Raw genomic sequence first — 20,010 nt, 5'->3', positions numbered from 1 at the left:
GAGAAAATGAATCGTGAGAGCGTGGACGCGGTGCGTTCCGATGAGTTGAAAAAACCCGGCCGGTTGGCAGGGTTTCTGGCCGGTGGCCTTGGGCCTGCGGCGCTTTTTCTTGGCGCCTATTTCTTGCTGAGCGTCGCTGTTCGCCTGGCGCTTCCCAACGCGCTGACGCTGGACGAGGCCGAGCAGGCGTTGTTTTCACAATATTGGCTGGCCGGTTACGGGCCGCAGCCGCCTTTCTACAACTGGGTTCAGAATGCTTTTGTCAGCGTGACCGGCATTTCGCTTTTCTCGCTGACCCTGCCGAAATTCCTGCTGCTGCTTTTGTGCTACGTGTTTTTCGGCATGACGGCACGCGAACTCCATAGGCGGCCCGGCTTTGCTGCGCTGGCGATGCTGAGCCTGCTCACCCTGCCGCAACTCTCCTACATGCCACAGCAGGATCTGACCCATACCGTCGCAGTGCTGATGGCGACGTCGCTGTTCCTCTACGGGCTCTTCCGAACCCTTGTCCGGGCGGATTGGCAGGGCTACCTGATCATTGGGATCGCGATCGGCATCGGCACGATCTCGAAATACAATTTCGCGCTGCTGCCCGCCGCCACCATCATCGCTGTATTCTGCGACAGGGAATGGCGCCCCCGTCTTTTTGATCCGCGCATCCTGCTGACTGCGATCGTCAGCCTGGTCATCGTCCTCCCGCACGCCCTCTGGCTTCTCAGCCACCTCGATCTCGCGACATCTGGCACGATCGGCAAGATGGTCGAGGCGAACGCACCCCATGGCGCCGTCCGTATTGCACGTGCCCTCGGCTCGCTGATGCTTGCCTGCATCGCGTTCGGCGCGCTGACGGTCGTCATCTTCGCGGTCGCCTTTAAAAGGGAGTTCAGGCAATCGCTGAAGGCAGGAGACCGCTGGACGCGCCTTCTGGGCCTGATGATGGCGGTGGGCCTGCTCGGTGTCGTGCTCGTCATCCTTTTCACAGGGACGACCAAGATTACGGAGCGCTGGCTCGATCCCTATCTTCTGCCTTTGCCGCTTTATCTGCTTCTGAAGCTGGAGCGGGCGGGTATCGATACCACGTCCCATCTCAGGCGCTTCGTCCCCGTCTTCGCCGTCATCATGCTCGTGACGCTGGTGCCGCTGGCGGGCAAGACGCTGACGGGCGGGCTCACCGGCGGCTACACCCGGATCAACTATCCGTTCGCCTCCGTCGCCGAGGCTCTGAAAGCTGAAGGTCGACCGGCGGTGATCATTGCGGCCGGCATGAACCTGGCTGGCAATATGCGGCTACAGTTTCCCGATGTGCCGGTCATCAATTCGGAGCAGCCGATCGCCGGGTTCCCGGCTGCGAACGCCATGAAAGCGCCAGTTCTGGCGATCTGGGCCGATGAAGGGGGGACGCCTGGCTCGCCGTCGATCGATCTTTCCTCGATCGAGAGGCTCGGACTGACCCCATCGCCTGCAAAATCCCTCTCCCGGCCTTATTATTACGGCGACGGTAAAATTCAACTCAACCTCGGTTATCTCTGGCTTCGCTGAAGACGGTAGGCAAACCGGCGAGGCTGATATATCTGTTCGGGAAACCTGTTCGCAGGCGGACAAGGCTTAGAGGAGATTCCGATGGCTGAGATGGAAAAGGTCGCGCTGATCACCGGCGGCGGGCGCGGCATGGGTGAGGCGATCGCCCGCGAACTGCACGCTCAGGGTTACAAGCTTGCACTGATGTCGCCCTCCGAAAGCTGCGAGAAGCTGGCAGCCGAGCTGGGCGGCGTCGCCTCGCGGGGCGTCGCGGAAAAGGCCGAGGACATCCAGGCGATTTTAGACCTCACCATGAAGACCTATGGCCGCGTCGATGCCGTGGTCAATCATACCGGCCACCCGCCGAAGGGCGACCTGCTCGATATCAGCGACGAGGACTGGACGCTCGGTTCGGACATGATGATCCTGTCTCTGGTGCGCATGGCGCGCCTGGTGACGCCGGTCATGCTGAGCCAAGGCAAGGGCGCCTTCGTCAACATCACAACCTTCGCGGCTTATGAGCCGTCATTGATCTTCCCGGTCTCGTGCACCTATCGCGCCGCCGCCGGAGCCTTCGCCAAACTCTATTCGGACCGTTATGCCGCCGACAACATCCGCATGAACTGCATCCTGCCTGGTTTCATCGACAGTCTCGACCACAAGCCGGGGACGGCGGAAAAGGTACCGATGAAGCGCGTCGGACAGGTGGAAGAAGTTGCGAAGACAGCCGCCTTCCTCCTTTCGGATGGTGCGGGATACATCACCGGCCAGAACATCCGCGTTGATGGCGGCATCACTCGCCACGTCTGATCGGGAGCATATGGGATGAGATGGAAGCGCACGATCCAGCTGCTGGACGTTCATTGCGAAGGTGAGATCGGCAAGGTCGCGATCGGCGGCGTGCCGAAGATCCCGGGCGAAACGGTTGCCGATCAGCTTCGCTGGCTGAACACCGATCCGAAGGGCAATGAACTTCGCCGCTTCCTCTGCCTCGAGCCGCGCGGAGCGCCGATCGGCTCGGTCAACCTGCTGCTGCCGCCGAAACATCCCGATGCGGACGCCGCCTTCATCATCCTGCAGCCGGACCAGGCGCATGCGAGTTCCGGCTCGAACTCGATCTGCGTCACGACAGCGCTTCTGGAATCCGGCATCGTCGAAATGCAGGAGCCTGAAACCGTCGTGACGCTGGAAACCGCCGCCGGCCTCGTGCGGGCAACGGCAACCTGCCGCGACGGCCGCTGCGAGAAGGTGAAGCTCACCATGGTGCCGTCCTTCGTGCATCAGCTTGATGTCAAGGTTCAGACCCCGTCATGGGGCGAGATCACGCTCGATCTTTGTTACGGTGGGATCTTTTACGGACTGGTGGATGTCGGCCAGATCGGTCTGACCATCGAGAAGGGCAATGCGGCAGCGCTCGTCCAGGCAGGCATGGTGCTGAAGGACCTGATCAACAGGCAGATCGAGGTCGTGCATCCGGAAATTCCGGCGATCTCAGGCGTCGCTTATGTGATGTTCCGCGATACGGAGGCCGACGGTACGGTGCGCACCTGCACGACAATGTGGCCGGGGAGGGCGGACCGTTCGCCCTGCGGCACCGGCAATTCCGCCAATCTGGCAGCGCTCCATGCGCGCGGCAAGGTAAAGGTGGGGGATGTCTTCAAGTCACGTTCGATCATCGGTTCTGAGTTCGAGGTGGGACTGGCGTCCGAAACGGAGGTCGCCGGAAAGCCGGCGATCATTCCGACGATCACCGGCCGCGGGTTCACCTTCGGTCTGCATCAGATCGCTCTTGATCCATTTGACCCGTTGTCGGACGGCTTTGCGATGACCGACGTATGGGGGCCGTCCGCCGGAGAAATCTGAGCTTTCAGATTTCCTTGCCGTTGCCGGCCGTCTGTTCCATGTCGCCCGGCTTCAGCACCAGCGAATTGACACCTTCGGTCGTTGCGGGGGCGCTCGGACCCGGGACAACACCCAGCTCCTGCATCTGCATGAATTTGTAGGCGCCGAAGACGTCGCCCTTCTCGGCAGCTTTGCCGTACATTTCAGCAGCCTTCAGAGCATTTGCTTCGATGCCTTCGCCGGCTTCGTACATCAGCCCGAGATTGATCATTGCATCGGCATTGCCGCGCTGGGCCGCAAGGTCGTACCAGGCGATCGCGGTCTGGTCGTCCTGCTCTACGAGGTGGCCTTCGTCATAGATCGCGCCAATGTTGAAGGCAGCGGTATCGTCGCCTTCCGCTGCCGCCTTTTCAAACCAACTGAGCGCCCGCTTGACATCCGGCTGGGTGCCGAGGCCATCGCGATAGGCGACGCCGAGATTGTAGGCGGCAAGAACGTTGCCGCTGTTGGCGGCTTCCGTATAGAACTGGAATTCGGATCGCTCGTCGCCGAGCCGGCCCATCAGCATGCCGAAATTGACCTTGGCGGCGGGATACCCCGCCTTGACCGCAATGTCATACGCGCTCATCGCCTGGCCGGCCTGCTGGGTCTTGTTGAGAGCCCGGCCGAGCTGATAGGCGAAGCGCGGGTTGCCGGTCGTGTCATAGGCCGTGCGGCAGGCGTCCACCGCGGTGCCGTCTATATCGGAAATGCCGACCGGGGCGAATTCGCCGTTGCGCTGCTGATCGTAGGGGCTGCCGGCGAGCCGATCGCACTCCGTCTGCATGGCAGACGCGAGTTGTAGGTTGGCCCGCTCCTCTGCGCCTAGCGAAACGGTCAGCGCGCAGAGCGCTGCAGCAGTACCTGTGGCAATCGCAAAACCCCTGTTGACTTTGGAGAAGCGGGATTTCATTGTTCGCTCCGATTTACTGATTCTTTAGATTGCTTAACGAACGCTGCAAGCGGGCGCCGGTTCCGTGTGCCTTTCATCTTTCATGCGTGATGAACCTCTGGATCCCGCACGTTTGCGTGAGAAGTAATCTGCATCGGGCCTGCTGGATTGTAGGTTCCTCGCATGATCGGATTGTTTTGGCCGAGCCATTGATGTTATGGCGGACAAATCGATCACGTCCGGAAGCTTCCCATGAAAACGCTCACGCTCCGCCGCCCCGATGACTGGCACCTGCACCTGCGCGACGGCGACGTCCTCAAGGCGGTGATCGGCGATACGAGCCGACATTTCGCACGCGCAATCATCATGCCCAACCTGGTGCCGCCGGTGGTGACGACCTCGGATGCCAGGGCCTATCGCGAGCGCATCCTCGCGGCGCTTCCGGCCGGTGATCGCTTCGAGCCGCTGATGACGCTCTACCTGACGGAACATACCGATCCGGACGATGTGGAAGAGGGAGGCAAGAGCGGGCTGATCTCAGCCGTGAAGCTTTATCCCGCCGGTGCTACGACCAATTCCCATGGCGGCGTACGCGACTTCAACAAGGCGATGCCGGTTCTGGAGCGCATGGCGAAGATCGGCCTGCCGCTCTGCGTACACGGCGAGGTGACCACGCCGGAAGTCGACATCTTCGACCGTGAGGCCGTCTTCATCGAGACCGTGCTCGATCCGCTGCGCAAGCGCCTGCCGGAGCTGAAAGTCACCATGGAACACGTGACAACCGCCGATGGCATCGACTACATCAAGTCGTCGGAGAGAAATCTCGCCGGTTCGATCACCACCCACCACCTGATCATCAATCGCAATGCCATCCTGGTCGGCGGCATTCGCCCGCATTATTACTGCCTGCCGGTCGCCAAGCGCGAGAACCATCGCCTCGCACTGCGGGCGGCAGCGACATCCGGTGATGCGCGCTTCTTCCTCGGCACCGATTCCGCCCCTCATGTCGATCCGCTGAAGGAATGCGCCTGCGGCTGCGCCGGCATCTACACGTCGGTCAATACCATGAGCTGCCTTGCGCATGTGTTCGAGGACGACAATGCGCTCGACAAGCTGGAGGCATTCACCTCGCTCAACGGCCCGGCCTGGTACGGACTGAAGCCGAATGAAGAGACCATCACGCTTGAAAAGCGTGATGGTCCGGTGAAGTTTCCGGACAAGCGCGACAGCGGCGCCGGGCCGATCACGGTCTTCGATCCGATGTTCCCGCTTCATTGGGACGTCGCGTGACGTCCCTCCGGAACCGTCAGATCAACTCCCTATTTCACGGGGCGGCATACACCGACATCGTCCGGGCTTGGCCGACCGGCATTCAGGTCTTCGAGCTGCGGCAGGGGGCCTGCGCTGCCGGCATGGCTTTCGAAGACCTTTCGGTCGATCTTGACTTGGCGCCCCGCTGACGTGAAAGCAACCATGCCGGCTTTTCCGACATAGGCAGACGTTGCTGTCATCAGGCAAAACTCCCGGGTCTTGTCTTTCGACAGGATCCAGCCTTGTGCGCCGCTCGGGCCGCGTGTCAGCTTGCCCGTCTTGTACCCTTGGCTGACCAGTTCCTTATAGGATGCGGCCTGGACTGGAGTGGCAATGGAAACCGCAACCATGGCGACGACGGCAAGAAATGCCCTAAGAAAATTTACGGACATATGGAAACGCTCCCCCTGTGCGCGATGGAGAATGCATAGCGACGCGGGACCTGGATGTACATCCATTCCGTGTAGTTCGCGGCGATCTATAAACGAGATTGCTGATGAAACGGCTTCGGATGGGACAGATAACACTTGATCGATCCGGTAACCTTTTGGATAGAATCCGGGCTTAGCTTGGCGCCCAAGATTTTCCCGCGGGGATGTACCCGAAGAGAAAGCTAGGCATGATGCTCGACTACCATTCTCTTCTGCTCGCGCTGGGCGTCTCAGCGGCGTGCCTGATGGTGACGCTGTTCGGCACATGGTATTCGCGTCGCACCGATTCCTTCCTTCTTACCCTTGTCATCGCGCTCTGCCTCACTGTCTCGGGCATTTTCGCCTATAGTTCCTATACGGTAGAGGCCGACGTCCTCGGTGCCTCGATCGCCTATACGTTCCTGATGGCGGGGTTCGGCACGATCTATGCGGCATCGGTGCAGTTCCGCAGCGGCAACCGGCCCTGGATCATGGCCGGTGCCATCACCGCAGCCTCCGTGACTGTCGGCCTGCCCCTGATGATTACCGGCCTCGACGGCGTCGGGTTCATCGTCATGAACCTTGCCACGGCCGGGCTGCTCCTCGAAACCGCCAGGCAATATTGGCGGGCACGCCGGGAGGCGCCGGGACCGCTCATCGGAATGGCGGTGCTCTACGCCGCCACCGCGGTGTCTTTCGCGCTATGTGCCGTCGTCCTGATCGACGGGCAACAATGGGTGCTGGGCCACGCGCCCGACAACTGGGCCGAAAACCTCAATATCGCTGTCTGCATCGCCGGCATGACCGGCATCGGCGCGCTGTCGCTGGCGCTCCACCAGTGGCGCATGGCGGCCCACCATCGCCACGATGCGATGACCGATGCGCTGACAGGGCTTCTCAACCGCCGCGCTCTCTTCGAGCAGCATGCGCATCGCACGCTCGGTTCGTCGACCGCGGTCATCGTTTTCGATATCGACCGGTTCAAGTCCATCAACGATCAGCATGGCCATGCCGCCGGCGACCAGGTGCTGAGGTTGTTTGCCGAAGACCTCGCGAGCGGCATGAAAACCCGCCATACCGTCGCGCGGCTTGGCGGCGAGGAATTCGTGATGATCCTCGACGGAGTCCTTCCCGGACGGGCTGAGCGGATTGCCAACGACATCTCCCGCCGCTTCGCCGCCCGCGACATCGTCATCGGCGAGGCTATGCTGAAATGCACCGTCAGTGCCGGTGTGGCGGTCGGTGCCCCGGAAGGCCAGCCTTTCGAAACCGTGCTGGGCCTCGCCGACACCGCGCTCTACGAAGCAAAACGGGCCGGCCGCGACCGCGTGCATGTCGCCGGCTATCTGCGGCCGGTGGACCTGAACGAAACGCGCACCACCGCCTGATCCCCTCCTTATTTTCCACATCGTCTGGCATACTCTGCCGCATGCTGCTATTGCGGCGCGTGGTTTTGACAAAAGGAGCGGGCGCATGATTCAAACCACATTTCCAGACCGCGGCGTGATGGCCGAACTGATGGCAAAGATGCTCTGGGAGATCGGAGCGGTTCATTTCAGCGCCGACAAGCCCTACAAGTTCGCCTCCGGCCTGATGAGCCCCGTCTATATCGACTGCCGCAAGCTGATTTCCTATCCGCGCATCCGCTCGGCGATCATGGATTTCGCGGCCGCTACCGTTATGCGTGAAGCAGGCTTTGAAAAGTTCGATTGCATCGCGGGCGGCGAGACGGCCGGTATCCCCTTTGCCGCATTCCTTGCCGAGCGGCTCGGCCTGCCGATGATCTATGTCCGCAAGGCGCCGAAGGGCCATGGCCGCAATGCACAGATCGAAGGCCATATGCCGGAGGGTGCGCGTGTGCTGGTCATCGAGGACCTGACGACCGCCGGCGGCAGCATGTTCAAGTTCATCGACGCGATCCGCGCAGCCGGCGCCACTGTCGATCACGGCATCGCGCTGTTCTTCTATGATATTTTCCCAGAAGCCTACGAGCGTTTCTCGAACGGCCAGGTGAAGCTTCACCACATCGCCACCTGGCGCAACGTGCTCGCGGCAGCCCGCGAAGGCAAGCTTTTCGACGACAACACGCTGTCGGAGGTCGAGGCCTTTCTCGATGCGCCGCTGGCCTGGTCGGGACGCAATGGCGGCGTGAGCGAGATCGCGCTCTGATTTTTTGCTCTAGCCTTTTGGCAAAAGCTCGCTTAATCGATTGAAAATTGCTGAGAAAGCGCGGGAGGATTTTATGATTTTGTGCTGCGGCGAAGCCCTGATCGATATGCTTCCGCGTGATACCACGCTTGGTGAAAAAGGATTTGCGCCTTACGCCGGGGGCGCGATCTTCAATACCGCGATTGCGCTTGGCCGGCTCGGTCAGCCGACCGCGTTTTTCACCGGCATTTCCGACGATTTGATGGGCGATGTCCTGCGCGACACGCTGGCAAAGAGCGGCGTGGATTACAGCCTTGCGGCTGTCTCTTCCCGCCCGACCACGATTGCCTTCGTGAAACTCGTCAACGGCCAGGCAACCTATGCCTTCTACGACGAGGGCACCGCAGGCCGGATGATCACCGAGGCCGACCTGCCGGTGCTCGGCGATGACTGCGAGGCCATGCATTTCGGCGCGATCAGCCTGATCCCTGAACCCTGCGGCGGGACCTACGAGGCGCTGATGGCGCGCGAATACCGCAAGCGGGTGATCTCCTTCGATCCGAACATCCGCCCGGGCTTCATCAAGGACAAGCCGAAGCACATGGACCGCGTCCGCCGGATGGCCGCCATGTCCGACATCATCAAGTTTTCCGATGAGGATCTGGACTGGTTCGGCATGCAGGGCGACCATGACGCGCTAGCTGCGCATTGGCTGGAACAGGGCGCCAAGCTGGTGGTCCTCACCCGCGGTGCGGATGGGGCGACCGGCTATACCAAAGGCTTCAAGGTTTCGGTGCCGAGCGAGCGCGTCACGGTGGTCGATACGGTCGGTGCCGGCGATACGTTCGATGCCGGCATTCTGGCCTCGCTGAAGATGCAGGACCTGCTGACCAAGGAAAAGGTTGCGGGCTTGACCGAGGATGCCGTGAGCAAAGCTCTAGCACTCGGCGCAAAGGCCGCTGCCGTCACGGTATCGCGGGCGGGCGCCAACCCGCCGTTTGCGCATGAAATAGGTCTCTGAGGTCCTATCCTCGGTCTTTAAATGGAAATAGTTCGGCCCCCTGACGTGAGGGCCGAAATGTCATTTCCGGGCAGCCAGAAGGGCCTTCACCAGCCCCTGCGTCGAGGCGTCATGGCCGGCAGCGCTTTCCTTGCCTTCCACGACGGGCAGCAGGCCGGTCGCCAGTTCCTTGCCGAGCTCGACGCCCCATTGGTCGAACGAGTTGATGCGGAAGAGCACGCCTTCGACGAACACCCGATGTTCGTAGAGCGCGATCAGCCGGCCGAGCGCAAACGGTGTCAGCTTGTCGTGGACGAAGGTGATCGAAGGGCGGTTGCCGGTGAAGACGCGATGTGGCGCGATGAAATCGGCCTGCTTGTCATCCATGCCCTTGTCGGTCAGCTGCTTCTTGGCCTCCTCGAAGGTGCGGCCCTTCATCAGCGCTTCCGACTGCGCCAGAACGTTGGCGATCAGAAGCTCGTGCTGGTGGCGCAGGTGCGGCTCGAAACTGTTGGCGGCGATCATGAACTCGGCCGGGATCACCGTCGTGCCCTGGTGGATGAGCTGATAGAAGGCGTGCTGGCCGTTGGTGCCGGGTTCGCCCCAGACGACGGGGCCGGAATTGCCCTCGACCGGCGTGCCGTCGATCGTCACGCCCTTGCCGTTCGATTCCATGTCGAGCTGCTGTAGATAGGCCGGGAAGCGCAGCAGCCGCTGGTCATAGGGCAAGATAGCGCGCGACGGATAACCGAGAACGTTGCGGTGATAAAAGCCGATCAGGCCGAGCAGCATCGGCAGGTTCTGGCGCACCGGGGCGGTGCGGAAATGGGTGTCCATCGCATGCGCGCCGTCCAGGAACTTGCCAAAGTTCTCACGCCCGACAGCGATCATCAGCGGCAAGCCGATCGCCGACCAGATCGAATACCGTCCGCCGACCCAATCCCAGAACCCGAAGATGCGGTCGCTGTCGATGCCGAAGGCGGCGACCTTGTCGAGCGCGGTGGAGACGGCGCAGAAGTGATGCCCGACGGCCGCCTCCCCGAGCTTGTCGGCGATGAAGGCGCGCGCCGAGGCAGCATTGGTCATCGTCTCGACGGTCGTGAAGGTCTTCGAGGCGACGATGAACAGCGTTGTCTCCGCGTCGAGCAGCTTCAGCGTGTCGGCGATATGCGCGCCATCGACGTTAGAGACGAAATGCGCCCGCGGACCGTCATGGAAAGGCGCCAGCGCCAGGGTGACCATAACCGGGCCGAGATCGGAGCCGCCGATGCCGATATTGACGATATCGGTGATTTTTTTGCCGGTCGCGCCCTTCAGCGCGCCCGAACGGATGCCGTCGGCGAACTTGCCCATGGCGGCGAGCACGCCGTTGACATCCGGCATCACGTCCTTGCCGTCGACTAGGACGGGCGTATTGGAGCGGTTGCGCAGTGCCGTATGCAGCACGGCGCGGCCTTCGGTGAAGTTGATCGCGACGCCCGAGAACATCTCCTCGCGCTTCTTGGCGACACCGCCGACATCTGCCAGCTTTTCGAGCAGCGCCATGATCTCGTCGTTCACGCCCGTCTTGGAATAGTCCATCAGGAGATCGTCGAAAACGGCGCTGAACTTGGCGAAACGGCCGGAATCGGCTGCAAAGGCGGCGCGGATATCCGTGGCATTGGTTTTCGCGACGGTGGACTTCAGGTCTTGGACGATGGCCTGCATGGGTGATTCCTCGGCACTCGAAAAGGGATGATCGGGAACCTATTCCGTTTTGATGTCAAATCAAGCACGGCCGTGGCGGCGATGCGTTTATTGTCCAACCGCCGTTTCGACGGCATTGCCGACCGAATTGCCGAAGCGGTCGACCTGGTCCTTGTAGTTCCGGCGGGTGGTCGGATCGAAGATGGCGATCGGCGTGCTGACGGCTACGCTGGCGGCGCTGCCCACGGTCTGAGCCGTCCCGAGGGCCACGGCGCCGAGCGTTTCGCCGAGCCCGACGTCCGAGTCGGTCACCGTCTGCCCGGCAATCAGTCGGTTGCCGATCAGCTTCACCACCTCCGGGCTTTCGGCAAATTTGCCGTGGTTCAGCCGGTCGCCGGTCTTGAGCGCCGTGAGGTCGAGAACCACGATACCGGCCTTCTCGAATTCGCTGCGATAAGGCTCGACGGTCGGATCCACCTGGCCGAGCCGGTCGATATTGCCGGAAATCCGTCGCGACAGGCTGAGCGCCCGGTCGTCGCGGGAAACGAATAGCGTGAAATGTGGCCGCTTTTCGCCGATCTCGGCAAGCTGCTGGCCGAACACGTCGACATCGAGGTCGGGGGAGGCAAGGATGACGTTCTGGATCTTCGGCGCCACCCGGCCGTCGCGGATCGCCATCTGCCGGAGTGCCTCGACGGTCAGCCACGATCCCATCGAATGGGCCATGACGGTGATCTCGTCGACATTCGGTTCTTTCGCCAGCCGTCGCAGCATCTCCTCCAGCGCATCGCGGGAATAGTTGGTGCTTTCCTTGTCGTAGTTATAGGCAAAGATGCTGCCGCGCGACGGCCAGGTGAACAGGACCGGAGCCACATCCGCATTGGAGTCGTGGACGATCTGGGCGAAACGATAAACTGCGTCCTCGTAGCGGTTGTTGAACCCGTGCACGAAGACGAACACCCGCCTGCTCTTGCCCAGGTGGCCCTTGAGCCAGGATTGGGCCGCCGAGGTGGCAAGCGGCGTCACGGAAACCGTCGCGAACTCCTTGGCCGGATTGGCGGGCAGCTTTGATGGCCACTGCACCTGCCCGACTTCGCGAGCCTTGTCGGGCGGGATGGAAACGGCAATCTCGGTGACGACAGGTTCCTTGCCGCGCTCGCCGGAAAACAGCACGCCGGGCGTCTCTGTCGGGCGTCGCGTAGTTGCCACCAGCACGTCGACCTTCGAGGTCCCGGCTGCCTGCGTCTGGGTCGGAATGAGCACGCCTTCGGGGCGCCCCGCACAGCCTGCAAGAACGCTCAGCACCGTGAGAACGGCGATCACATGAAACGAAAATCCGGCGCGGCTTTCCAAGCGAACTCCAACATGCTTTGCCCAGCCCCCGCGGAAAGGGCTAATCAAGGACTGCCGCATCGTCCACCGCTAACGGAAGGATTCCGGCTTTACGGCACACGCTTGGTCGTCATCTGTCGCAGCGTTGCAACGGTAGGTTAGCCGCGCAGCTCCCGCCGCAGGATTTTGCCGACATTGGATTTCGGCAGCTCGGTGCGGAATTCGATGAAACGGGGGCGCTTGTAGCCGGTCAGGTTGGTCACGCAATGGGCCTTGACGTCCGCCTCCGTCAGATTAGGGTCCTTCTTGACCACGAAGAGCTTCACCGCCTCGCCGGAATGTTCGTCCGGCACGCCGATCGCTGCACATTCCAGCACGCCGGGATGGGTCGCCACGACTTCCTCGACCTCGTTCGGATAGACGTTGAAGCCGGAGACGAGGATCATGTCCTTCTTGCGGTCGACGATTTTGGTATAGCCCTGGCGGTCCATGTAGCCCATGTCGCCGGTCCGGAAATAACCGTCCGCCGTCATGACCTTGGCGGTTTCGTCCGGGCGGTTCCAGTAACCGGCCATCACCTGCGGGCCGCGGATGCAGATCTCACCGACATCGCCGAGTTCCACCTCGGAATCGTCGTCGTTACGGATCGAGATTTCCGTAGACGAGATGGGAAGCCCGATCATGCCGCTGAATTCTGTGGCGTCGAGCCGGTTTGCGGTGGCGACCGGCGAGGTTTCCGACAGGCCGTAACCTTCGGTGATCTGGCTATGGGTCATCTTCAGCCAGCGTTCGGCGACCGGTCGCTGCACCGACATGCCGCCGCCAAAAACAAGGATCATCGAGGAGAAATCCAGCTTCTGGAAGTCCGGATTGTTCATCAACGCATTGAACAGCGTGTTGAGCCCGGGGAAGACGTGGATCTTGTACTTCTGCAGTTCCTTGACGAAGGCCGGAATGTCACGCGGGTTGGCGATCAGGATATTATGGCTGCCGGTGGCAACCCCCATCAGCGAATTCACCGTCAGCGCAAAGATGTGATAGAGCGGCAGTGCGCAGAGGAACTGGATCTGCTCCGGGCGCGGCTTGTTGAGGAAGGCGGTTTCCAGCCACAGGGCCATCTGTTCCTTGTTGGCAAGCAGGTTGGCATGGGTGAGGATCGCGCCCTTGGAGATGCCGGTCGTGCCGCCCGTATACTGCAGGAAGGCGATATCGCGAGGCGAGACCTCGACCGCATTCATCGGTTGCCGGGCGCCTTCGGCAATCACCTGCTTAAAGCTTCGGGCCGATGGCAGCGACCATTCCGGCACCAGTTTCTTCACCTTGCGCACGACCAGATTGACGATATGGCCCTTCAAGCCGAGCATGTCGCCCATCGTGGCGACGACGACGTGCTTGATCTCCGTTTGCGGCAAGGCCTGCTGTACGGTGTGGGCAAAGTTTTCAAGTACGAAGATCGCCTTGGCACCGGCATCCTTGAGCTGGTAGGCCAGTTCGCGCGGCGTATAGAGCGGGTTGATGTTGACGACGACCATGCCGACGCGAAGGATGCCGTAGACGATCACAGGGTTCTGGAGAATGTTCGGCAGCATCACCGCCACGCGGTCGCCCTTGACCAGGCCCTGGGCCTGCAGCCAGGCGCCGACCTTGCGGCTTTCCGCTTCGAGCGCTCGGTAGGTGAGCGCCTTGCCCATGCTCGAAAAGGCGGGGCGGTCGGCATAGCGCGCGCAGCTTTCCTCGAACAGTGCTCCGAGGGATTGATGCTGCAGCGGCGGGATTTCGGCCGGCACGGTCGGCGGGTAGGAGGCAAGCCAGATCTTGGGTGGATTGGCACCGGTACGTGCGGTGACTTCGTTCATGCTGGACCTCCTCTATCGTTTTTCTTGTTATCCCGCGCTTTCCCGGCGCGTGCGGGCCAGGTCCTCCACCTCCCCGCGAACAACAGCTTATGCCATGCCACGGTAGCATCAAGCCATAGGCACAGATTTAAACAGCCATCTAACTTTCACGTAAACGTCAAAGAGGGCGTGGGCGAGCGTATTTGGACGAACAGCGGAACATCCGAAACGCTATGGCGTTTTCCCAACCTAACAAAATGTATGAGGAATCACAAAGGAGGTGCGCAAATGTTGCATCAAGAACCACGAGCCGGACAGGACCCCTATGTCAAGGACAGCCCATCGCTGATCGCCAGCGACAAGGTCGAAGGGACAAAGGTTTATGGCGCCGACGGCAAGCATATCGGCTCCATCGTCCGCGTGCTTCTGGAAAAGCGCGGCGGCCGCGTCGGATATGCGGTCCTGAGCTTCGGCGGCTTTCTCGGCATCGGTGACGACTATTACCCGCTGCCTTGGGAAAAGCTTCGTTATGACGAACAGCTCGACGGCTACCGCATCGACCTCACTAAGGACCAGATCACCGGCGCCCCGCGTTACCGCGATCTGGACGACGATACCTGGTACAACGACAAGGGCCGGACGATCTACGACTATTATGGCGTTCCGCCCTACTGGATGTAAGCGTCCAGCCAATAGAAATCCGGAGGCTCCGCGTTGCGGGCCTCTTTTCATTTATTTAATTCTCCTGATGCAAGGTCCTCGCGACAAGGGGACGGCGATGACGGGAAAGACGGAAGCGGGCATGGTCCGCGATTTCGAGCGCGGTGATATCGAAGCGGTAGCGCAGCTTTTCCAGGAGACGTTTCGCAAGTCGAATGCGCCGTCGCCCTCATTGATCGCCTATCTGGAAGAAGCCTTTTTCGATCATCCCTGGGCCGAGCCCGACATCCGGTCCAAGGTGTTTGCGGAGGCTGATGCAAGGGTCTCCGGTTTCATCGGCGTCTTTCCGTCGCGGCTGGAGTTCGATGGCCGGCCGCTTCGCGCAGCCTTTGCCGGCTCGATGATGGTTCGGAACCCGAAGGAAAATCCACTCGCCGGTGCGCGGCTGCTGCGCTCCTTCCTCACCGGCCCGCAGGATATCTCGCTGACAGAGACCGCCAATGCCACGGCGCTCGGCATGTGGCAGAAGGCCGGCCATCCGCTCGATCCCGGCTACAGCATGAATTGGCTGCGCATCCTGCGTCCGGCTTCCGCCGCGGTCGAGGTCCTGGCCAGGCGGTTGCGTCCCGCGGCCCTCCTGCGTCCCTTCGGTCGGATCGCCGACCGTGGCTCGTCTCTGGTCCGTATGACGCCTCTTCGGCCGGCCGAACGCAGCGCCTCGAAGATCACGTTCCGCGACGTCACCCGCGAGGAGTTCGGCACGGCGCTTCTGACGCTTGTCTCGAACTATCCCCTTCACCCGCGCTGGGATGAACGTTCGTTGGGGTGGTTTCTGAATCAGGCGGAAAACAAGCGGAATTTCGGCTATCCGGAATGGCGCGTCGGCTTTGCTCCAGACGGGCGACCGGTCGCAGCCTACGTCTATTTCGCCGGTCCCGGCGAGATTGGCTGGCTGCTGCAGGCACTGTCGGCGCCGAACGCGGCAGCGGAAATGGTCGACGACCTGTTTGCTCACGCTTACGAGATGGGATGTTCCGGCATACGCGGCGGCGGGCATCCATGGCTGATCCCGACGCTGATGAGCCGCAAGACGATTTTCTACGGCCGATCGTTCTTTGTCGCGCAGGCGCGCGACAAGAGCCTGCTGGAGCCGATCAGGTCCGGCCAGGCGCTGATCAGCGGCCTTGCAGGAGAAAGCTGGACGCGCCTGATCGGCGACCGGTTCGACTGAGACTTCTCAGCCGAGCCCACTTAACTGAGCATCGTCACCGGCTCGGCATGCAGATATTCCGCCACCTTGCGCTTTGAGGCGATATTACGCCAGACGGCATCGACCTCGTCCGGTGCCAGCCCGGCGGCGTCGCCGACCTCTTCCCGCGTTATGCCATTGTCGAGCCCGTAGAGGCAGAGGTCCATGCGATCATAGGGAAGCGAGAAATAATATTCGTCCTGGCCCTGCGGCAGCGACCATGTGTCCGTCGTCGGCGGGCGCCGGCGGATGTCGGCGGGTACGCCGAGGGCTTCAGCCAGCTGATAGACCTGGCTCTTGTAGAGATGCGCGATCGGCTTGAAATCGGCGGCGCCATCGCCGTTCTTCACGAAGAAGCCCTGGTCGTATTCGAGCCGGTTCGGCGTGCCGGCGACGGCAAAGTTCAGCCGGTCGGCATGATAATATTCGATCTGCTTGCGGGTGCGCTGTTTCATGTTGGCGGCCGCGATCATGCCGAGATAGACCTCGAGCGGCATGCGGTGACGGCTCTGCTCGCCAGCCGGATTGGCGACCACCAGCCAGGAAATATTGTAGCCGCGGCCGGTCAGCGCATTTTCCAGCACCACCTTGCAGCCCCAGCCCTCGCCGAACTCGGGAACGATCTGGCGGATGAAGCCGTCGCGGCGCGTATAGCAGCCGGCCGCGGCAAGCGCCGGACCGATATCTTCGAGCACGGTCTCCACGCCGACGGCTTCTGCAAGCGCCTTGCCGAGCTTCAGGCTGTCCGGATCGGAATCATGTTCCGGCATGAAGATGCCCGCCACCTTGCCCGGACCGAGCGCGCGGGCGCAAAGAGCCGCGGTGACGCTGGAATCGATGCCACCCGAAAGTCCGAGCACTGCGCCGCGTTTACGCAAATCCTTCAGCACTGTCTCCCGCAGCCAGCCGCAGATGCGCTCGATCTCGGCCTCCGCATCGAGCTTCAGCGTCTCGGCCGAGAATTTCTCCACCCTTTGGGCCTGCTTCAGGCTCTGGATCATGCGACATTCCCCCGTGTGAGTGTGTTTGTTTCATCCGCGCCGAGCCGGATCTTGCCGGTCGTCGTGCGCGGCAGCGCCTCGCGGAACTCGACGCTTTTCGGCACCATGTAATCTTCAAGCAAGTGAGCGCAGTGGCGGATGATTTCCCGTTCGGTCAGCGTCACGCCGTCCTCAACCACCACATAGGCGCGGACGACCTGGCCGAAGATCGGATCGTCGATGCCGCCAACCGCCGCTTCCTTGATGCCGGGCAGCGCATAGAGCGCGCGCTCGACTTCCTGCGGGCTGACCTTTTCTCCGCGTGTCTTGATAATGTCGTCGCGCCGGCTGATGAAATAGAGAAAACCGTCCGCATCGGCGCGAAAGAGGTCGCCCGTATGCAGCCGTCTGCCACCCGCAACCGGCGAAAGTGCCCTTACCGAGGTCAGGTCATTGCCCCAATAACCGGACATCACATGCGGCCCCTCGACGACAAGTTCACCGATCGTGCCCGGAGAGGCGGGACGTCCGTCCTCGTCGATCACGAAAGCGCTGGTGCCGGGAATGGCGCGGCCGACCGAAAGCGGCCGGCGGGAGACCTCTTCAGGCGGCAGGTAAGTGGCACGCAGGCATTCCGTCTGGCCGTACATCAGGAAAAGGCGGATATCCGGGAAAAGCTGCTGAAGCCGCTCGGCAAGGGCCGGCGGCATGGCCGCGGCAGCGCTGGTGATGGTGCGCAGATGTGGCAGGAAACCCGGCTCCAGATCCTTCATGCCGGTAATAAGGGCGGCCATCGGCGGCACGAGCGGGAAACCCGTCGCCTTCACCTCTGCCAGCCGTTCGAGGATCTTCCGCGGGAAGGCGAAGCTCTTTTCGAGAACCAGCGTGCCGCCGGCCATCACCATCGTCACCACCTGGGTGATGCCGTAGCCGAAGGACAGCGGCAGGACGCTGAGCACGACGTCCTCGGCGATATTGCCGAGATAGGCAACGATAGCTTCGCAGGCGGCGGCGACATTGGCATGGGTCAGCATCACGCCCTTCGGCTGGCCGGTGGAGCCCGAAGTGTGAAGCAGCAGCGCCAGCGCTTCGGTGTCTTCGAGTTCCCTGAGCGGAACCCAAACCTCGCTGCGGACCAGATCTTCGAACCGCAATCCATAACCGAGATCGTCGCCGGCATCCGCCTGCGCGACGATCGTCAGCGGCTGCATCTTCGTCATGGAAATGGCCGTATTCACGGTTGCCCGTTGACGGCCCTGGGTAATGATCGCGTAAGCTTCGGTGCTGTTCAGGATGACCGAAAGCTTTTCGGCCTTGATCGACGAATAAAGCGGACAGGGCACGGCGCCCGCTTTCCAGAGGCCAAAGAAACTGACGACCGCTTCATGGCCGTTGTCCAGCACCATCAGCACCCGGTCGCCGGGCTTGACGCCCCTGCGGGCAAGGCTTGCGGCGAGCCGGTCGGATGAGGCATCGAGTTCCGCATAGGTCAGCCGGGTGTCGCCCGCAATGAGCGCGCATTTGTCGCCGAAACGTCTGGCGCTGTCGCGGAGCCTGGCCTCTATGCGCACCGGCGCAGCCTCAGGCCGCTGCCAGCTTGGTCGTGAGGTAGCTGGTCATGTTGTCGATGCTGTCGAGGTTTTCCGGAACGATTTCATCATCGGCTACGGTGATGCCGTAGGTCTGTTCCAGGAAGGCGATCAGTTCGAGCACGCCGGTGGAATCGATCACGCCGCTTTCGAGCAGCGACTGGTTGTTCGAAACCTCTGCGTCGGCGCGGAACAGGAAATTTTCCGCGATGAACTCGCGCACGCTATTTTCGAATGCTTCCGCCATCGCCGGCCCTCTCCACAAACAAATTTGCCGCACGGATGAGGCGCGGTCGGTTGGATAGGCATCTTCCGAGCTATCCCTGAATGTTTTGCTAAAGTCGAAAATACGTTTCTAACAATGTGTCGTTTATGGGCGAATTCATCTCCAGGCTTCAATCCGACAAGCGGCGATCGGAAATGGCGGATGTCATGACCTCTCTCCCGAATGTCTCACCTCAGAGCACGTTGGACGGCGAGCCCTTTTCGAAGTTCTCGACATGGGTGATGACCTGCGCCCAGAGCGTTTGCATCGCCTCGTCGCTCGCCCAGGCCACATGCGGGGTGAGGATGAAGTTCGGCCGCTCCAGGATCGTCAGTAGCGGATTGTCCGGTGCCGGCGGTTCCTTGGTCAGCACGTCGAAACCGGCGCCGCCGATCAGGCCCTCGTCGAGCGCGGTCACCAGGTCGGCCTCGTTCACCAGCCCGCCGCGGGCGGTATTGATGATCAGCGGGTGCCGCTTCATCTTTCGGAACTCGGGCAGGCCGATGAGGTTTCGGGTCGTCGGCGTCAGCGGCATGTGGAAGGTGATGATATCAGACGTTTCCAGCACCTCGTCGAAGGGGGTGTAGCCGGGCTCGACCTTTTCGGCGTCTTTCCGGGCCGCGAAGATGACCTTCATGCCGAACGCCTCGGCGATCTTCGCCACCGATTTGCCGAGCGTGCCTCGGCCAAAAATGCCGAGCGTCGAACCGGCCAGATCCTTGATCGGGTGGTTGAAGAAGCAGAACTGGTTGGCGCGCTGCCATTCGCCGGCGATCACGTCCTGGCGGAAACCAACGATCGAGCGGCGGAGTGCGAAGATCAGGCCGAACGTATGTTCGGGCACGGTGTTGACCGCATAACCGCGCACGTTGGAGACGGTGATGCCGCGCTCCTTGGCGAAGGCCAGATCGATCACGTCATAGCCGGTCGCGGCGACTGCGATCATCTTCAGCTTCGGGGCATTGGCGATCGACTGTTCGCGCACCGGCGCCTTGTTGGTGATGACGATATCGGCATCCGCGATACGGGAAGCCACGTCCTCCAGCGCCGTCTTGCCGTACTCCACCCAATCATGCGCAAAGGCCGGCCGGGTGATCGTCACCGAAGGGCCGATCGTGTCGCGGTCCAGAAACACGACCTTCATCGCGAAAATTCCTGCATGATTTGAAACTCCTCCCAATCGAACTTACGGCGGCCGAAGCGCTGGCCGCAATGGATTTCTCGTATATCATCCCGCCCGCCGACCGGAAGGCA

At 61.6% G+C, this 20,010-nt stretch carries 18 protein-coding genes; 9 read left to right on the top strand and 9 right to left on the bottom strand.

What is annotated here, in order from left to right:
- The first annotated feature begins 6 nt into the window (after window positions 1–6).
- From MOV63_RS14390 to MOV63_RS14380, 3 genes are all read left to right on the top strand, one after another.
- Window positions 7–1,539 (top strand): glycosyltransferase family 39 protein, encoded by a 1,533-nt coding sequence (locus MOV63_RS14390; protein ID WP_244447464.1) that lies wholly within the window; start codon window positions 7–9, stop codon window positions 1,537–1,539.
- An 81-nt stretch (window positions 1,540–1,620) separates the two neighbouring features.
- The gene (locus MOV63_RS14385) at window positions 1,621–2,328 is read left to right on the top strand and encodes an SDR family oxidoreductase (protein WP_247034400.1); all 708 of its coding nucleotides are present in this window, start codon (window positions 1,621–1,623) and stop codon (window positions 2,326–2,328) included.
- 15 nt (window positions 2,329–2,343) lie between these two features.
- Complete coding sequence (locus MOV63_RS14380; RefSeq protein WP_247034399.1) at window positions 2,344–3,381, top strand: 4-hydroxyproline epimerase; 1,038 nt, start codon at window positions 2,344–2,346, stop codon at window positions 3,379–3,381.
- Window positions 3,382–3,385: 4 nt separating this feature from the next.
- Here MOV63_RS14380 and MOV63_RS14375 read toward each other — a convergent pair whose 3' ends face one another.
- Window positions 3,386–4,312: a tetratricopeptide repeat protein gene (locus tag MOV63_RS14375; protein WP_247034398.1), complete on the bottom strand. Its 927-nt coding sequence runs from the start codon at window positions 4,310–4,312 to the stop codon at window positions 3,386–3,388.
- A gap of 231 nt (window positions 4,313–4,543) precedes the next feature.
- Between MOV63_RS14375 and pyrC the strand changes: the two genes are divergently transcribed.
- Window positions 4,544–5,581, top strand: a complete 1,038-nt coding sequence (pyrC, locus tag MOV63_RS14370; protein ID WP_247034397.1) for a dihydroorotase — start codon at window positions 4,544–4,546, stop codon at window positions 5,579–5,581.
- 29 nt (window positions 5,582–5,610) lie between these two features.
- Here the strand turns inward: pyrC and MOV63_RS14365 are convergent, their stop codons facing one another.
- The gene (locus tag MOV63_RS14365) at window positions 5,611–5,994 is read right to left on the bottom strand and encodes a hypothetical protein (protein ID WP_247034396.1); all 384 of its coding nucleotides are present in this window, start codon (window positions 5,992–5,994) and stop codon (window positions 5,611–5,613) included.
- Window positions 5,995–6,221: 227 nt separating this feature from the next.
- On the opposite strand from MOV63_RS14365, the gene MOV63_RS14360 reads away from it, so the two are divergent.
- The 3 genes from MOV63_RS14360 to MOV63_RS14350 all read left to right on the top strand — a co-directional run bounded on the left by MOV63_RS14360 (window position 6,222) and on the right by MOV63_RS14350 (window position 9,181).
- Complete coding sequence (locus MOV63_RS14360; RefSeq protein ID WP_247034395.1) at window positions 6,222–7,400, top strand: GGDEF domain-containing protein; 1,179 nt, start codon at window positions 6,222–6,224, stop codon at window positions 7,398–7,400.
- A gap of 85 nt (window positions 7,401–7,485) precedes the next feature.
- Window positions 7,486–8,181 (top strand): orotate phosphoribosyltransferase, encoded by a 696-nt coding sequence (locus MOV63_RS14355; protein ID WP_038583477.1) that lies wholly within the window; start codon window positions 7,486–7,488, stop codon window positions 8,179–8,181.
- Window positions 8,182–8,254: 73 nt separating this feature from the next.
- Window positions 8,255–9,181, top strand: a complete 927-nt coding sequence (locus MOV63_RS14350; RefSeq protein ID WP_247034394.1) for a carbohydrate kinase — start codon at window positions 8,255–8,257, stop codon at window positions 9,179–9,181.
- Window positions 9,182–9,241: 60 nt separating this feature from the next.
- On the opposite strand, the gene pgi is transcribed toward MOV63_RS14350, so the two are convergent.
- From pgi to MOV63_RS14335, 3 genes are all read right to left on the bottom strand, one after another.
- Window positions 9,242–10,867, bottom strand: coding sequence for a glucose-6-phosphate isomerase (pgi, locus tag MOV63_RS14345; RefSeq protein ID WP_247034393.1), 1,626 nt, complete (start codon window positions 10,865–10,867; stop codon window positions 9,242–9,244).
- An 87-nt stretch (window positions 10,868–10,954) separates the two neighbouring features.
- Entirely contained in the window at window positions 10,955–12,199 is a 1,245-nt protein-coding gene (locus MOV63_RS14340) for an alpha/beta hydrolase (protein WP_157885053.1), read from the bottom strand.
- Window positions 12,200–12,336: 137 nt separating this feature from the next.
- Window positions 12,337–14,034: a long-chain fatty acid--CoA ligase gene (locus tag MOV63_RS14335; RefSeq protein WP_247034392.1), complete on the bottom strand. Its 1,698-nt coding sequence runs from the start codon at window positions 14,032–14,034 to the stop codon at window positions 12,337–12,339.
- 267 nt (window positions 14,035–14,301) lie between these two features.
- On the opposite strand from MOV63_RS14335, the gene MOV63_RS14330 reads away from it, so the two are divergent.
- On the top strand, window positions 14,302–14,694 hold the full coding sequence (locus tag MOV63_RS14330; protein ID WP_247034391.1) for a PRC-barrel domain-containing protein: 393 nt from the start codon (window positions 14,302–14,304) through the stop codon (window positions 14,692–14,694).
- 97 nt (window positions 14,695–14,791) lie between these two features.
- Window positions 14,792–15,904: a hypothetical protein gene (locus MOV63_RS14325; RefSeq protein WP_247034390.1), complete on the top strand. Its 1,113-nt coding sequence runs from the start codon at window positions 14,792–14,794 to the stop codon at window positions 15,902–15,904.
- 20 nt (window positions 15,905–15,924) lie between these two features.
- On the opposite strand, the gene nadE is transcribed toward MOV63_RS14325, so the two are convergent.
- The 4 genes from nadE to MOV63_RS14305 form a co-directional block, all read right to left on the bottom strand.
- Window positions 15,925–16,923 (bottom strand): NAD(+) synthase, encoded by a 999-nt coding sequence (nadE, locus tag MOV63_RS14320; RefSeq protein WP_247034389.1) that lies wholly within the window; start codon window positions 16,921–16,923, stop codon window positions 15,925–15,927.
- A complete protein-coding gene (locus MOV63_RS14315; RefSeq protein WP_247034388.1) occupies window positions 16,920–18,473 on the bottom strand; it encodes a class I adenylate-forming enzyme family protein in 1,554 nt (517 codons plus the stop codon). The genes nadE and MOV63_RS14315 overlap by 4 nt, the downstream gene beginning before the upstream one ends.
- A gap of 10 nt (window positions 18,474–18,483) precedes the next feature.
- The gene (locus tag MOV63_RS14310; RefSeq protein WP_247034387.1) at window positions 18,484–18,738 is read right to left on the bottom strand and encodes an acyl carrier protein; all 255 of its coding nucleotides are present in this window, start codon (window positions 18,736–18,738) and stop codon (window positions 18,484–18,486) included.
- Window positions 18,739–18,949: 211 nt separating this feature from the next.
- Complete coding sequence (locus MOV63_RS14305) at window positions 18,950–19,900, bottom strand: D-2-hydroxyacid dehydrogenase (protein ID WP_247034386.1); 951 nt, start codon at window positions 19,898–19,900, stop codon at window positions 18,950–18,952.
- Window positions 19,901–20,010: the final 110 nt, after the last annotated feature.

Source organism: Neorhizobium sp. SHOUNA12A (assembly GCF_023006505.1).
In the GTDB taxonomy this organism is placed as follows: domain Bacteria; phylum Pseudomonadota; class Alphaproteobacteria; order Rhizobiales; family Rhizobiaceae; genus Neorhizobium.
Note: the sequence above shows the minus strand (reverse complement) of the source record. Positions and strands in the feature narration are given on the sequence as shown.

Coding starts and splice junctions, on each gene's coding strand:
- MOV63_RS14390 (WP_244447464.1), top strand. CDS start 7: ATGAATCGTGAGAGCGTGGACGCGGTGCGTTCCGATGAGTTGAAAAAA.
- MOV63_RS14385 (WP_247034400.1), top strand. CDS start 1,621: ATGGCTGAGATGGAAAAGGTCGCGCTGATCACCGGCGGCGGGCGCGGC.
- MOV63_RS14380 (WP_247034399.1), top strand. CDS start 2,344: ATGAGATGGAAGCGCACGATCCAGCTGCTGGACGTTCATTGCGAAGGT.
- MOV63_RS14375 (WP_247034398.1), bottom strand. CDS start 4,312: ATGAAATCCCGCTTCTCCAAAGTCAACAGGGGTTTTGCGATTGCCACA.
- pyrC (WP_247034397.1), top strand. CDS start 4,544: ATGAAAACGCTCACGCTCCGCCGCCCCGATGACTGGCACCTGCACCTG.
- MOV63_RS14365 (WP_247034396.1), bottom strand. CDS start 5,994: ATGTCCGTAAATTTTCTTAGGGCATTTCTTGCCGTCGTCGCCATGGTT.
- MOV63_RS14360 (WP_247034395.1), top strand. CDS start 6,222: ATGATGCTCGACTACCATTCTCTTCTGCTCGCGCTGGGCGTCTCAGCG.
- MOV63_RS14355 (WP_038583477.1), top strand. CDS start 7,486: ATGATTCAAACCACATTTCCAGACCGCGGCGTGATGGCCGAACTGATG.
- MOV63_RS14350 (WP_247034394.1), top strand. CDS start 8,255: ATGATTTTGTGCTGCGGCGAAGCCCTGATCGATATGCTTCCGCGTGAT.
- pgi (WP_247034393.1), bottom strand. CDS start 10,867: ATGCAGGCCATCGTCCAAGACCTGAAGTCCACCGTCGCGAAAACCAAT.
- MOV63_RS14335 (WP_247034392.1), bottom strand. CDS start 14,034: ATGAACGAAGTCACCGCACGTACCGGTGCCAATCCACCCAAGATCTGG.
- MOV63_RS14330 (WP_247034391.1), top strand. CDS start 14,302: ATGTTGCATCAAGAACCACGAGCCGGACAGGACCCCTATGTCAAGGAC.
- MOV63_RS14325 (WP_247034390.1), top strand. CDS start 14,792: ATGACGGGAAAGACGGAAGCGGGCATGGTCCGCGATTTCGAGCGCGGT.
- nadE (WP_247034389.1), bottom strand. CDS start 16,923: ATGATCCAGAGCCTGAAGCAGGCCCAAAGGGTGGAGAAATTCTCGGCC.
- MOV63_RS14310 (WP_247034387.1), bottom strand. CDS start 18,738: ATGGCGGAAGCATTCGAAAATAGCGTGCGCGAGTTCATCGCGGAAAAT.
- MOV63_RS14305 (WP_247034386.1), bottom strand. CDS start 19,900: ATGAAGGTCGTGTTTCTGGACCGCGACACGATCGGCCCTTCGGTGACG.